Genomic DNA, 12,915 nt, shown 5'->3' with positions numbered 1-12,915 from the left:
TAAAATACTTTTTATATAAGAAAAATAAAAAGTTTATGCAAAACGGTTGAATTATTACTCAAAAATCCGTTAGCATATTGGCGTATTAGTTTATCTAATATGTTAAGTTTAACTATTATTAACTAGAGGATCTCTTCATGAAGAAACTTATCGCAGTTGCGGTGCTTTCTGCATGTGGCTCGTTAGCTCATGCAAACACCAATATTCCAAACTACAATACAGACGCCCATCTTTACGAATTCACACAAACCTACGATTTAGTTGTGCCAAAAGGCTCGCAAGGAAAAACCAATTTATGGGTCCCATTGCCATTTAATGGAGAATACCAACAAGTGAAATCGATTCACTTTGAAGGTAATTACATGAATGCCTATGTAACAGAAAACAACAAATACGGTGCGAAAACCTTATTTGCCACTTGGGATAAAGATGCACAAAAGCGTGATTTAAAAGTCACTATGGTCATTGAAACAAAAGACCGTGAACCGATGGTGAAAGGTGCTTTAGAGAATTATACTCCGCCAAAAGATATTCAGTATTCCGTGGATGTACAAGAGTACTTAAAAGCTACTCAACACATTAAAACTGATGGCATTGTGAAAGAATTTGCTGACAAAATCGTAGGTAAAGAAACTAATCCATTGAAAAAAGCAGAACTTATTCACCATTGGATCGTAAAAAATATGGAACGTGATAATTCTGTATTAGGTTGTGGCGACGGCGATGTAGAAAAAATTCTTACCACTGGCGTATTAAAAGGTAAATGTACCGATATTAACTCTGTATTTGTGGCGCTTGCTCGTGCGGCAGGTATCCCAGCCCGTGAAATTTTTGGTATTCGCTTAGGTGCGGCAGAGAAAATGGGCAAATATTCCAAAGGTGCTTTCGGTAGTGCAAATGAACAAGGCATCGCAAACGTAAGTGGTGGTCAGCACTGCCGTGCTGAATTCTACCTTGCAGGGTTTGGATGGGTACCAGTTGATTCCGCAGACGTTGCCAAAATGCGTTTAGCTGAGAAAAAATCTGTTGAAGATAAAGATACACAAGCCGTAGCAAAATATTTGTTTGGTAACTGGGAAGCAAACTGGGTTGGATTTAATCATGCCCGTGACTTCGATTTATATCCACAACCAGAACTGGCTCCAATCAATAACTTCGGCTATCCGTATGCTGAAGTGGGGGGCGATCCGTTAAATTCCTTTGATCCAAAAGAATTTAAATATGACTACGTCTCTAAAAAACTCTAATAAATCCTTTTGGGTTGCCATAGCCACCGCACTTAGTGCTGCGGTGGCATCAACGTTGTGCTGCATTGCGCCATTAATCTATTTAGTATTTGGTGTGTCATCCACTTGGTTGATTGGCTTAGGAGAATATGATTATTTGCGCATTCCCATGCTCATTATTTCATTATGCGCCTTTGCCTATGGATTTTGGCTGTTGATGTTTTCCAAAAAAATCATTTGCAGCAAATATATTTCCCGTAAAAAACTCATCGTTTTATATTGGATTGTATTTATCGTGATGATTTTTTTCTTAACCTATCCAACAATTTTACCTTGGATTTTAGAATTAGCTAATTAGGAATAAAATGAAGAAATTATGTACCGCACTTTTGCTTTCGCTGTTTGCAATTTCTTTCGCCCATGCGAATGAAACCAAACAAATTGTGCTAAAAGTAAAAGAAATGAATTGCCAGCTTTGCGCTTATTTAGTCAATAAAGAATTACGTAATATCGATGGTGTTATTTCAACAAAAGCATCTATTAAAGATGGTTTAGTGACGATTGTGGAAGATCCCAAAGTCACAAACCAGCAATTATTCGATGCGATTCACAAGCTGAAATATACTGCTGAAGTTGTGAATTAAATGCTAAATATCTAGCAAAAAAGTGCGGTGAAATTTCACCGCACTTTTCGTTTCGAACAATCGAATTATTTAATCACGCCACATGCCATACGTGGGCCGCCACCGCCAAGTGGAGCAGGATGATCGGAGTGATTATCACCACCGGCGTGAATCATAATAGAGTGACCGCGAACATCATCTAAATGTTTAAGACGTGGTGCTAAAACAGGATTAGTTGCAGTGCCATCATGTAATACCGTTAAAGCCGGTAAGTCACCTAAGTGTGCATCATCTTGCCATGGGTAACCATGTTGTTTTGCACCTTTAGGATCCCAGTGACCGCCAGCGCCTAAACCAGCTGTCAATTTACCCTCTTTCTCTTTTGGCTCACAACTTGGGTTTTCATGGATGTGGAAACCATGTAAGCCTTCGCTTAATCCTTGTAAATTAGGGGTAAACACAAGACCATAGTTAGATTCAGTAATAGTAACTGTACCCACATCTTTGTTACCGTTTACTGGATCAAGTTGTTGCACTTTCACTTCAATAGAAGCACCTTTGGGTGCCATATTGTGATCATGATTATGCTCATGTGCTTGCGCAATACCAACCGAACATACCGCACTAACCGCTAGTGCTAATAAGGTTTTCATATTCATTGCAATCTCCTTTATTGCAGTAAAAACTCATGACTATTTTAGTCAATTTCGTTTAAAAAGCCGACAAGTTTTTACGAAAATTTCACATTATTTTAAACATCCACGTACAATCAACACGCCAACATTTTGAGCTTGCGCGACAGCTTTCGGCTTACTCAGTTTAATTTTTAATCCTTGAAGTTGATAACGTGACTCAAGCAAATCCGCCACTTCATAAGCCACTCGCTCAATCAACAAGAAAGGGTTGCTTTCCATATAATCAATTATCACTTGGCTCACTTCAGCATAATTCAAACAATATGCAACATCATCCGTTTCCGCAGCTTGCTTACAATCCCAAGCCATTTCCAAATCAAACACAAGTTTTTGCTTAATTTGCTGCTCCCAATCATATACGCCAATTTGAGCAAAAACAGTCAATTCTTCAATAAAAACACGATCCATAAAATTTCCTCTAAAATTATTGTAGGCGTATGCTATCAACTTTGGGTAGAATAACGAATAATTTTTCTTGCTGGAGTACAAAATGAGCCTTTTTGCCCTTTTTTATATGCTTTGTGCCTATCTTTTAGGCTCTATTTCCAGTGCTATTCTAATTTGTCGCATTGCAGGTTTGCCAGATCCTCGTCAAAATGGATCAAACAATCCTGGGGCGACAAATGTGCTTCGTATCGGAGGCCGTTGGTCTGCTCTCGCCGTACTAATTATTGATATTTTAAAAGGCATGACGCCAGTATGGGTTGGTTACTATTTAGGACTCACACAATTTGAATTAGGCATGGTCGCACTGGGTGCTTGCTTAGGGCACATTTTCCCCATTTTCTTCCAATTCAAAGGCGGCAAAGGCGTCGCAACCGCTTTCGGTGCAATCGCACCAATTTCTTGGGCTGTAGCAGGCTCTACATTAGGCACTTGGGTCTTCGTTTTTCTTATCAGCGGTTATTCCTCATTAAGTGCGGTTATTTCTGCATTACTTGTGCCTTTTTATGTGTGGTGGTTCAAACCTGAATTTACTTTTCCCGTTGCCTTGGTCTGTTGTCTATTAATTTATCGTCATCACGATAACGTTCAACGTTTATGGCGCGGTCAAGAAGATAAAGTTTGGGCTAAATTTAAAAAGAAATAAAAAATTCACCGCACTTTTCTAAATTTCCACTGGAGTTTCCTGTGCATACTAAACGTTCAGTTTCCACTCGTATTGCTAAATATTTATTCATCATTCTCATCGTTGCTGGCGTAATTAGCTCGCTAAGTTTGGCAATTATGAGCAGTAATAAATATGACGCAGAAGCCATTAATATTTCAGGTTCTTTGCGGATGCAAAGTTATCGCCTGCTCTATGAAATGCAAGAACAACCAGAAAGCGTGGAAACAAACTTGCGTCGTTATCATATAAGCCTTCATTCATCTGCTTTATTGGAAGTTCAAAATCAATTTTTCACACCGAATGTATTAAAACATTCCTATCAAAATATTTTGCAACGTTGGACGAACATGGAAAAATATGCCCGCCAACACGATGTAAAAAACTATAGTAATCAGCTCACTGACTATGTAGCAGATGTTGATTATTTTGTGTTTGAGCTACAACGTTTCAGTGAACAAAAATGGATTTTGGGCGTATCGGTGCTCTTTTTCGCGATGTGGTTAATTTTACTCATGGTGTCTTATGTGATTTGGTACACACAGCGGGAAGTCGTAAAACCACTTCACTTAATGACGAAAGCCAGTATGCAAGTGCAAATGCGTCAATTCAATCACATTCCGCTTGATACAACAAAACAAAATGAACTCGGTACATTGGCTCGTATTTTTACACAAATGTCCACGGAGCTTGGTCAGCTTTATTCACGTTTGGAAGAAACAGTAAACGAAAAAACACAAAAGTTACGCCAAACCAACCGCTCTTTGACGACCCTTTATCAAAGTTCTCAAATCCTTAATGCCAACACAATCAACGATAAAGTATTAAACCAAGTGCTCGATCACATTCTAGTCAGCGAGAATTTGAAATATATTAAAGTTGAAGTTATGGGTGCAGAGCATTGGGATATTGCTTTTGGTACTCAAGATTTAGACTGCTCGTTGCAAACTGAGACACTTTCTGTCGATAACGAAGAATTCGGCGCGCTCTCTTGGCAAGCAGGATTGCCTTGCCCCGATCCGAGAATGATGCAAAACCTTGCTCAAATGCTTGCGCGAGCCCTTTATTTCCAAAAAAGTTTACGCCAACAAGAGCAGCTCTTATTGATGGAAGAGCGGTCAATTATCGCGCGAGAATTGCATGACTCGTTGGCTCAAGTACTATCGTTTTTACAGATCCAACTTACATTACTTAAACATAACTTGAAGAAAGAAGGCGATTCATCCAAAGAACAAAGTTTGGTCATTATTCGTGATTTTGAACAGGCTCTCTCGAGTGGATATGCACAATTACGCGAGCTTTTAGCCACTTTCCGTTTAACCATACAAGAAGCTAATTTACAGCTTGCGCTAGAACAAGTGATTGACTCATTACGTTCACAAACAACGATGCAAATGAACGTTAATTGCCAATTACCATCACAAAGTTTGAATCCACAACAACTGGTTCATGTGCTACAAATTGTACGTGAAGCCACCACCAATGCGATCAAACATTCTCAAGGCACAGCAATTGAAATTAGCGCCAAAATTAATGCAGAAGGCGAATACGAAATTTTAGTTGAAGATAATGGTATCGGTATTCAAGACCTTGAAGAACCTGAAGGTCATTATGGGTTAAATATCATGACTGAACGTAGTCGCCAACTTAATGCAGAATTTAACATTATTCGTCGCGAACAAGGCGGTACACAGGTGAAAATCACGCTTCCACACGCTTTATGTTAATTATGGTGGATATAATTATTCATAGCAACTGGTATAAAAGATAAATTTTTTATGCACCCTACAATGGTATTTTAAATGCAAAATTTACAACCTTTTCACACTTTCCATATTCATGCTAATGCTCGTGAAATTATCGAAGCGCATAGCATTGAACAACTACAACAAGCATGGGCTCATTCAAAAGCGGAAAATTTACCCGCACTTTTTCTAGGTCAAGGCAGTAATATGCTATTTCTAGATGATTTTAATGGTGTGGTGATTTTAAATCGTTTAATGGGTATTACTCATCAACAGGATTCTGATTTTCACTACCTGCATGTGAATGGCGGTGAAAATTGGCATGAATTGGTGGAGTGGTCTATTAACAATGGTATTTATGGATTAGAAAATCTGGCTCTGATTCCTGGCTGTACAGGCTCTGCACCCATTCAAAATATCGGTGCATACGGTATTGAATTTAAAGACGTATGCGATTATGTCGATGTACTTAATTTAAACACGAATGAAACCTTCCGACTCAACACAGAACAATGTGAATTTGGTTATCGTGAAAGTATTTTCAAACATCGTTATCAACAAGGTTACATGATTACAGCGGTTGGATTAAAGCTCACAAAAAATTGGCAGCCTATTCTAAAATATGGCTCGCTTGTAGAGTTCGATCCAAAAACAGTTACCGCTAAACAAATTTTTGATGAAGTCTGTCATATCCGTCAAAGTAAATTACCTAATCCAAATGAATTTGGTAATGCGGGCAGTTTCTTTAAAAATCCCGTTATCAGTTCAGAACATTTTGAAGAAATCAAAAAACATCACGAAAATCTACCGCACTTTCCACAAGCAGATGGCTCAGTGAAATTAGCTGCTGGCTGGCTGATTGATCAATGCAATCTTAAAGGTTTTCAAATTGGCGGTGCAGCCGTTCATGAAAAACAAGCATTAGTGTTAATTAATAAAAACGGGGCAACAGGACAAGACATAGTCAAACTCGCCCATCACGTTCGCCAAACTGTTGCAGAAAAATTTGGCGTATATTTACAACCTGAAGTCCGCTTTATTGGTGCAACTGGCGAAGTAAATAGCGAGCAAACTATCGCATAATTTATATAGATTAAGGAAATAAATCATGAGTTTTAAAGAAATTTTAGAAACCTTACCCACAATCGATCATTTAACCGGTTTAAATGTGATGGATGGTGAAACGATTATCCACAACATTCCAGCCATACCCGGTAAATTAGGTTCGCTTCGCCTTTATAATGCATTGGCTAAAAAATTTAGCGGGAAATTAAACCGCACTTCCGCACAACAAGGCGTTGAATGGTTTGCAGAACACGTCGAAGATGCAAAAGCGGATCCAGGCAAGCATCCAAACATTGATTTACTATTTAAAGTGATTAATGAAAATCTTAATTTAACCCTCATTCCACTTTGCTAATCAATCAGAATTATTTAGAATAATTGAACTTTTGATTGATAAAACCTGTCTTATTATCAAATTGGTTCAATAAGATAGCTTATTGTGCTATAACTAAGTACATTGATTGGCAAAAGCCAAAATAAAGAAGGGAAACGATGGATAAAGAAACACAAATGATGTTAGTTCCTCAAGGCAGTATCGAAGGTTATATTCGTGCGGCAAATGAATATCCGATGCTGACCGCAGAGGAAGAAAAGGAATTGGCAGAACGCTTGTATTATCACGAGGATTTAGATGCTGCGAAAAAACTCATTTTGTCGCATCTTCGTTTCGTGATCCATGTTGCGCGTGGCTATTCTGGCTATGGTTTGCCACAAGCTGACTTAATCCAAGAAGGCAATATCGGCTTAATGAAAGCTGTCAAACGTTTTAACCCTGAAGTTGGTGTACGTTTGGTGTCATTCGCTGTGCATTGGATTAAAGCTGAAATCCACGAATATGTTCTTCGTAACTGGCGTATCGTAAAAGTCGCAACCACGAAGGCTCAACGTAAATTATTTTTCAACCTACGCAAAACTAAACAACGTTTAGGCTGGTTCAATGAAAATGAAGTTGATATCGTGGCAAATGAATTGGGTGTTTCCAAAGAAGATGTGATCGAAATGGAATCGCGTATGAGCGGTGCGGATGTCGGTTTTGATTTACCCACTGATGATGCAGAAACAGAGACTTATTCTCCAGCCCTTTATTTGGAAGATAAAAGTTCTAATTTCGCAGCAGAGCTTGAAAATGAAAACTTTGAAAGCCAAGCAACCGAGCAATTAGGTGCAGCGTTACAAAGTCTAGATGCGCGTAGTCAGGATATTATCAAAGCTCGTTGGTTAGATGATAACAAAGCCACATTACACGACTTAGCAGCAAAATATAATGTATCTGCGGAACGTATTCGTCAATTAGAAACTAATGCACTGAAAAAATTAAAAAGTGCGGTGAGTTTTTAAATAATTTAGAAAAAGAAAACCTGCTGATTAGCAGGTTTTTTATTTATCATTTAAACGTAATTTCAAATCTTCAGCAGTTTGACAAGTCTTAATCTTATCAAACACTTTGTTCGCTTCATCATATTCCTTATTCAAATAACGTAACCATTGTTTAATTCGTGCCACATGATAAAAACCACTGTCATATTCATTTTCAACATTCGCATATTTTTGCAAGATTTTTTGAATCTCACACCAAGGCATTTTTTCTGCATTTGATTTCAGAACATGACTTAAATTCGGAATATTCAATGCGCCTCGCCCCACCATTAAATCCTGACAACCAGTTTGAGATAAGCAATCTTGCCCATCTTGCCAATGCCAAATTTCTCCGTTAGCAATAACAGGAATGGATAAACGCTCTCGGACTTCGCCAATTTTTTTCCAATTAATTCGATCAGCACGATAACCATCAGCTTTTGTGCGTCCATGCACCGTAATTTCGGTTGCTCCCCCTTGCTCCACCGCATCAGCGATTTCAAAAGCTTGAGAAATATCATCCCAGCCTAACCGCACTTTTACACTAACTGGGAATTCACTTGGCACGACTCTGCGTAAGGCTTGAGTGGCACGATAAATCAATTCAGGCTGTTTCAATAATACCGCACCGCCATTACTGCCATTCACTGTTTTAGAAGGGCAACCACAATTTAAATCAATGCCATGAGAACCAAGCTCGATCGCACGAATCGCATTTTCAGCAAGGCATTCTGGATGCTGCCCTAGCAACTGCACTCGCACAGGCGTGCCAGAAGAAGTAAAGCCCTGATTTTTTAATTCAGGGCATAAACGATAAAATACTTTTTCAGGGAGAAGTTGATCAACTACGCGAACAAATTCTGTTATACATAAATCGTAGTCATTCACTTCGGTGAGAAGTTGACGCACAAAGGGATCTAGAACCCCTTGCATAGGCGCAAGAATAACACGCACTATTTCCAGCCTTTTGCTTTACAAATTAAATCGTAAGCGGCTTGAATCTGTTGAGTTTTTTCTTTTGCCATTTCCATCATTTCTGGAGGTAAACCTTTCGCCACAAGTTTATCTGGATGATGTTCATTCATTAAACGACGATAAGCACGCTTAACCGTGTTTTGCTCGTCGGACTCAGTCACACCCAATACTTTATAGGCATCATTTAAAGTTGGGCCTGAAGCATGTTGATAACCACCACTATTTTGTTGCTGATATTGGTAGCCACCTTGATATGCACCTTGTTGATATTGCTGATAAAAACCGCCTTGAGTAAAAGCTCTAGCAGCCATTTCCATCGCAATCATTTGTTCAAATTGCATACGAGAAAGACCAAGTTCTTCAGCGATCACATAAAGCACTTCTTTCTCATTTTCGTGAAGTTCTGAATCGGCAAAAGCCGCTTGAACTTGTACTTGTAAGAACATTCGTAATAAATCAGCACGTTGCCCACAGCCAATGCGAAATTCACGGATAACTTGACGAATCGGGAAATCAGATTCTTTACCGCGACGAAACGCATCCTGAGCTAATTTACGCCCCGCATCATCCAGTTTAAGCTGAATCATTAATTGATTGGCTAATTGGATATCTTCTTCTGTTACACGCCCTTTCGATTTGCTTAAATGCCCTAACACCGCAAAGGTAGTTTGCATAAACAGGTCTTGACGCGTTGTTTTCTTTTTAAAGAAACTAGAACTTACCGAGCCAAGCTCATACAATTTTTTATCTGCAATAGAACCTAAAATAAGCCCAGCTATCGCACCAAAAAATCCACCGACTTTCCACCCTAAAAATACGCCTATAATTTTTCCAATAAATCCCATTCTTTCCCCTGTTAAGTCAAAGTGCGGTTATTTTTATAATGTTATTTATAATGATGACAAAAATTTATTTCTCAAGTTTTATACGCCAAATTCGGCACGATAAGCACGCATTTCTGGCAAATGGCTACTGTATCGAGGATCTTGTTCGATAAATTGCATCAAATCATCTAAATCAATGATTGATAGCACTTGGCATTGATAATCACGTTCTACTTCTTGAATTGCTGAAAGCTTGCCTTTTCCTCTCTCCTTACGGTTTAGAGCGATCAATACTGCCGCAAGCTCTGCCTTATTTGCACTGATTAATTCCATAGATTCACGAATTGCAGTCCCAGCCGTAATCACGTCATCCACAAGCAAAATTTTTCCTTGCAATGGGCTACCAATTAAATTGCCGCCCTCTCCGTGATCTTTCACTTCTTTGCGATTAAAACACACGAGTTTATCAATACCATAACGATTAAATAACGCCACCGAAACTGACGTGCCAATTGGAATACCTTTGTAAGCAGGGCCAAAAACAACATCAAAATCTACCGCACTTGCCTGAATTGCCGCAGCATAAAACTCGCCTAAACGCGCTAAATCTGCCCCTGTATTGAACAAACCCGCATTGAAGAAATACGGACTTTTACGCCCCGATTTCAAAGTAAACTCTCCGAATTTCAATACATTTCGGCTTAAAGCAAATTCGATAAAATCGCGTTTATATTGTTCCATTTTTTAATCCCTATAAACTGTGTTTATAAGCCTAGCGTTTCGCGTTGAGCAACAAAAATTTGATTACAACCTTGTTTCGCTAAATCTAATAATGTTAATAATTCTTCATGGCTAAATGGCTCGCCTTCTGCAGTGCCTTGCACCTCAATCATTCGACCATCTTCCATCATCACAACATTCATATCAGTTTCTGCTGCAGAATCTTCCACATATTCCAAATCACAAACAGCTTGACCATCAACAATCCCCACAGAAATCGCTGAAACCAAACCTTTAATTGGGTTAGTTTTTAACGTGCCATTCTCAATTAAACCGTTGATCGCATCACATAATGCGACAGCAGCACCGGTGATAGACGCTGTACGAGTACCGCCATCCGCTTGAATAACATCGCAATCTAAAGTAATCGCACGTTCACCAAGTGCTTTGAGATCAACCATTGCGCGCAAAGAGCGGGCAATTAAGCGTTGAATTTCCATTGTGCGTCCACCTTGTTTACCTTTAGCCGCTTCACGTTGCATACGACTATGTGTTGAGCGTGGCAACATTCCATATTCAGCCGTGACCCAGCCTTGCCCTTGTCCTTTTAAGAAACGTGGTACAGCATCTTCCACTGTTGCAGTACAAAGCACTTTGGTATCACCAAATTCAACAAGCACAGAACCTTCAGCATGCTTGGTGTAGTTACGGGTAATTTTAATTTGGCGGGGTTGATTATTTTCTCGATTATTTGGACGCATAATTATTCCTTGATATGGTTTAGAACGATGTAATAAAAAAGCGCACTATTCTAGCACGCTTTGGTTTTCATTATTGGGTAGTTTTTTCAAAGTCACGAATTTTATGGAAAGTTTCGTTTAAATCTGCCGCAAAATTAATTTTTTGAATATCTGGCGAAGAATTAGATTTAACTAGCATTCTCAACGGCTGGAATTGCATATTGCACAAGTAAAGTTGTTGATGGGGCAACATGTGTTGAACAAATCGAGTAAGCGCATGAATGCCACCAGCATCAAGCACGGTCACTGCATCACATTGCAGCACAATATGTCGGATTTCATGATCGGTATGAACCGTTCTATCATGCAAATCCGCAAATAATTTATCCGCAGCAGCAAAGAAAAGTGGACCGCTAATTCGGTAAACCAAAACATCATCTAAATCTTCAGGCGCATTGTGTTCAATGGCTTTTGTCATCTCAGCAATCGTCCGAATAAACAAGAGGCTTGCAAGTAACACCCCAACACTAATCGCAATCACCATATCAAATAATACAGTCAAAATAAGACAAGTCAGCAACACTGCCATTTCATTTTTGCCTGAACGGCGAGCAAGGTGGATAATATCGTGTACACTTGCCATATTCCACGCCACCACTAACAACAAAGCAGCCATCGATGACAAAGGTAAATAAGAAAGGGCTTGCGAAAACAAAAGTAAAGCGAATAAAACAAGTATTGCGTGCACAACACTCGATATTGGCGATACTGCCCCTGATTTCACATTAGCCGCAGAACGAGCAATCGCAGCTGTTGCCGTAATCCCGCCAAAAAACGGAGAAATGATATTTCCCAAGCCTTGTGCTAATAACTCGTTATTAGAGTGATGTTTAGTATCTGTCATATTATCTAAAATCACGGCACAAAGAAGAGATTCAATTGCGCCCAATACCGCCATTGAAAAAGCAGCAGGTAACAACGCTTGTAAGCTATTAAAATCCCAATGAATTAATTGACCTTGCGCATCAGGAATATTCCACGGTAGTGAGAAATCTGGCAATACATTAGGAATTCCATGACCAATGGATCCATCAGGCAAAGTATATTGGAATGCTGATCCAATCGTTGCCACCTCAAAACCAAAATGCTGTAATGCTAGAGCTAAAATTGTACCAATAATCACGGCAGGTAGGTGCCCTGGCACCGCCAAACGCAATTTATGCCATTGAGTTAGGACTAATAGGGTTACTACACCAACCGCTGCATTCGCCCAATTTATCGTAGGAAGTGCGGTAAAAATTGTTTGGATTTTTGCAAGATAATGCGCCGGCATTTTTTCTATGGAAAGCCCCAAAAAATCCTTAATTTGCAAAGTACCAATAGTAATGCCGATCCCACAAGTAAAACCTAAGGTGACGGGCAAAGGAATATATTCAATTAAACGCCCTAAACGAAATAACGCCATCAAAACCAAAATGAGGCCCGAAAGCAATGTCGCCATCAAAAGACCACTTAGCCCAAATTGTTGAGTAACAGGGTATAGAATCACAACAAAAGCGGCTGTAGGCCCAGATATATTAAAGCGAGAACCACCCGTCAGCGCGATAACGATACCCGCAATAATTGCCGTATAAAGACCATGTTGTGGCGGTACACCACTTGCAATCGCCAAGGCCATGGAAAGCGGAATTGCAATCACACCCACGGTCAACCCTGAAATAATGTCGCGAATCAGCGATTTTTTCGAATAGCCTAAACGGAAAGAATCTTTCAGCGCGCTAAAGGGTTTTACGGCTAAAAAAACATTTTTAGAAAATAACGCTTTAATATGCATAAAA

General features: G+C 39.3%; 15 protein-coding genes. 8 read left to right on the top strand and 7 right to left on the bottom strand.

The window, feature by feature from the left end; all coding sequences use genetic code 11:
* Positions 1-137: 137 nt before the first annotated feature.
* The 3 genes from HMPREF9096_RS01325 to HMPREF9096_RS01335 are packed head-to-tail and all read left to right on the top strand — an operon-like array spanning position 138 to position 1,870.
* Positions 138-1,247, top strand: coding sequence for a transglutaminase-like domain-containing protein (locus HMPREF9096_RS01325; RefSeq protein WP_009500822.1), 1,110 nt, complete (start codon positions 138-140; stop codon positions 1,245-1,247).
* Positions 1,222-1,584 (top strand): mercuric transporter MerT family protein, encoded by a 363-nt coding sequence (locus HMPREF9096_RS01330; protein WP_005635782.1) that lies wholly within the window; start codon positions 1,222-1,224, stop codon positions 1,582-1,584. Before HMPREF9096_RS01325 ends, HMPREF9096_RS01330 begins: the two co-directional genes overlap by 26 nt.
* A 7-nt stretch (positions 1,585-1,591) precedes the next feature.
* Complete coding sequence (locus HMPREF9096_RS01335; RefSeq protein ID WP_009500821.1) at positions 1,592-1,870, top strand: heavy-metal-associated domain-containing protein; 279 nt, start codon at positions 1,592-1,594, stop codon at positions 1,868-1,870.
* Positions 1,871-1,935: 65 nt separating this feature from the next.
* On the opposite strand, the gene sodC is transcribed toward HMPREF9096_RS01335, so the two are convergent.
* The gene (sodC, locus tag HMPREF9096_RS01340) at positions 1,936-2,508 is read right to left on the bottom strand and encodes a superoxide dismutase family protein (RefSeq protein ID WP_009500820.1); all 573 of its coding nucleotides are present in this window, start codon (positions 2,506-2,508) and stop codon (positions 1,936-1,938) included.
* An 87-nt stretch (positions 2,509-2,595) separates the two neighbouring features.
* A complete protein-coding gene (gene folB / locus HMPREF9096_RS01345) occupies positions 2,596-2,952 on the bottom strand; it encodes a dihydroneopterin aldolase (RefSeq protein WP_009500819.1) in 357 nt (118 codons plus the stop codon).
* Between the two features lie 82 nt (positions 2,953-3,034).
* Here folB and plsY point away from each other — a divergent pair, with 82 nt between their 5' ends.
* The 5 genes from plsY (at position 3,035) to rpoH (ending at position 7,800) form a co-directional block, all read left to right on the top strand.
* On the top strand, positions 3,035-3,634 hold the full coding sequence (plsY, locus tag HMPREF9096_RS01350) for a glycerol-3-phosphate 1-O-acyltransferase PlsY (RefSeq protein ID WP_009500818.1): 600 nt from the start codon (positions 3,035-3,037) through the stop codon (positions 3,632-3,634).
* A gap of 41 nt (positions 3,635-3,675) precedes the next feature.
* Positions 3,676-5,379, top strand: coding sequence for a nitrate/nitrite two-component system sensor histidine kinase NarQ (gene narQ / locus HMPREF9096_RS01355; RefSeq protein ID WP_032803576.1), 1,704 nt, complete (start codon positions 3,676-3,678; stop codon positions 5,377-5,379).
* A 75-nt stretch (positions 5,380-5,454) separates the two neighbouring features.
* The gene (gene murB / locus HMPREF9096_RS01360) at positions 5,455-6,480 is read left to right on the top strand and encodes a UDP-N-acetylmuramate dehydrogenase (RefSeq protein ID WP_009500816.1); all 1,026 of its coding nucleotides are present in this window, start codon (positions 5,455-5,457) and stop codon (positions 6,478-6,480) included.
* Between the two features lie 25 nt (positions 6,481-6,505).
* Positions 6,506-6,817, top strand: a complete 312-nt coding sequence (locus HMPREF9096_RS01365; protein WP_009500815.1) for a DUF2322 family protein — start codon at positions 6,506-6,508, stop codon at positions 6,815-6,817.
* Positions 6,818-6,954: 137 nt separating this feature from the next.
* Positions 6,955-7,800: an RNA polymerase sigma factor RpoH gene (gene rpoH / locus HMPREF9096_RS01370; protein WP_005626842.1), complete on the top strand. Its 846-nt coding sequence runs from the start codon at positions 6,955-6,957 to the stop codon at positions 7,798-7,800.
* 39 nt (positions 7,801-7,839) lie between these two features.
* On the opposite strand, the gene dusC is transcribed toward rpoH, so the two are convergent.
* The 5 genes from dusC to dauA form a co-directional block, all read right to left on the bottom strand.
* Positions 7,840-8,772 (bottom strand): tRNA dihydrouridine(16) synthase DusC, encoded by a 933-nt coding sequence (dusC, locus tag HMPREF9096_RS01375; protein ID WP_009500814.1) that lies wholly within the window; start codon positions 8,770-8,772, stop codon positions 7,840-7,842.
* Complete coding sequence (gene djlA / locus HMPREF9096_RS01380; protein ID WP_005636320.1) at positions 8,772-9,638, bottom strand: co-chaperone DjlA; 867 nt, start codon at positions 9,636-9,638, stop codon at positions 8,772-8,774. Before djlA ends, dusC begins: the two co-directional genes overlap by 1 nt.
* Before the next feature lie 78 nt (positions 9,639-9,716).
* Complete coding sequence (gene pyrE, locus HMPREF9096_RS01385) at positions 9,717-10,358, bottom strand: orotate phosphoribosyltransferase (RefSeq protein ID WP_009500813.1); 642 nt, start codon at positions 10,356-10,358, stop codon at positions 9,717-9,719.
* Positions 10,359-10,381: 23 nt separating this feature from the next.
* Positions 10,382-11,098, bottom strand: coding sequence for a ribonuclease PH (gene rph, locus HMPREF9096_RS01390; RefSeq protein ID WP_009500812.1), 717 nt, complete (start codon positions 11,096-11,098; stop codon positions 10,382-10,384).
* A gap of 70 nt (positions 11,099-11,168) precedes the next feature.
* On the bottom strand, positions 11,169-12,911 hold the full coding sequence (dauA, locus tag HMPREF9096_RS01395; protein ID WP_009500811.1) for a C4-dicarboxylic acid transporter DauA: 1,743 nt from the start codon (positions 12,909-12,911) through the stop codon (positions 11,169-11,171).
* Positions 12,912-12,915: the final 4 nt, after the last annotated feature.

Source organism: Haemophilus sp. oral taxon 851 str. F0397 (assembly GCF_000242295.1).
Lineage (GTDB): Bacteria > Pseudomonadota > Gammaproteobacteria > Enterobacterales > Pasteurellaceae > Haemophilus.
This window is presented reverse-complemented; position numbering and strand designations above follow the sequence as displayed.

Coding starts and splice junctions, on each gene's coding strand:
- rpoH (WP_005626842.1), top strand. CDS start 6,955: ATGGATAAAGAAACACAAATGATGTTAGTTCCTCAAGGCAGTATCGAA.
- folB (WP_009500819.1), bottom strand. CDS start 2,952: ATGGATCGTGTTTTTATTGAAGAATTGACTGTTTTTGCTCAAATTGGC.
- HMPREF9096_RS01335 (WP_009500821.1), top strand. CDS start 1,592: ATGAAGAAATTATGTACCGCACTTTTGCTTTCGCTGTTTGCAATTTCT.
- murB (WP_009500816.1), top strand. CDS start 5,455: ATGCAAAATTTACAACCTTTTCACACTTTCCATATTCATGCTAATGCT.
- sodC (WP_009500820.1), bottom strand. CDS start 2,508: ATGAATATGAAAACCTTATTAGCACTAGCGGTTAGTGCGGTATGTTCG.
- djlA (WP_005636320.1), bottom strand. CDS start 9,638: ATGGGATTTATTGGAAAAATTATAGGCGTATTTTTAGGGTGGAAAGTC.
- rph (WP_009500812.1), bottom strand. CDS start 11,098: ATGCGTCCAAATAATCGAGAAAATAATCAACCCCGCCAAATTAAAATT.
- HMPREF9096_RS01325 (WP_009500822.1), top strand. CDS start 138: ATGAAGAAACTTATCGCAGTTGCGGTGCTTTCTGCATGTGGCTCGTTA.
- HMPREF9096_RS01365 (WP_009500815.1), top strand. CDS start 6,506: ATGAGTTTTAAAGAAATTTTAGAAACCTTACCCACAATCGATCATTTA.
- plsY (WP_009500818.1), top strand. CDS start 3,035: ATGAGCCTTTTTGCCCTTTTTTATATGCTTTGTGCCTATCTTTTAGGC.
- dauA (WP_009500811.1), bottom strand. CDS start 12,911: ATGCATATTAAAGCGTTATTTTCTAAAAATGTTTTTTTAGCCGTAAAA.
- pyrE (WP_009500813.1), bottom strand. CDS start 10,358: ATGGAACAATATAAACGCGATTTTATCGAATTTGCTTTAAGCCGAAAT.
- HMPREF9096_RS01330 (WP_005635782.1), top strand. CDS start 1,222: ATGACTACGTCTCTAAAAAACTCTAATAAATCCTTTTGGGTTGCCATA.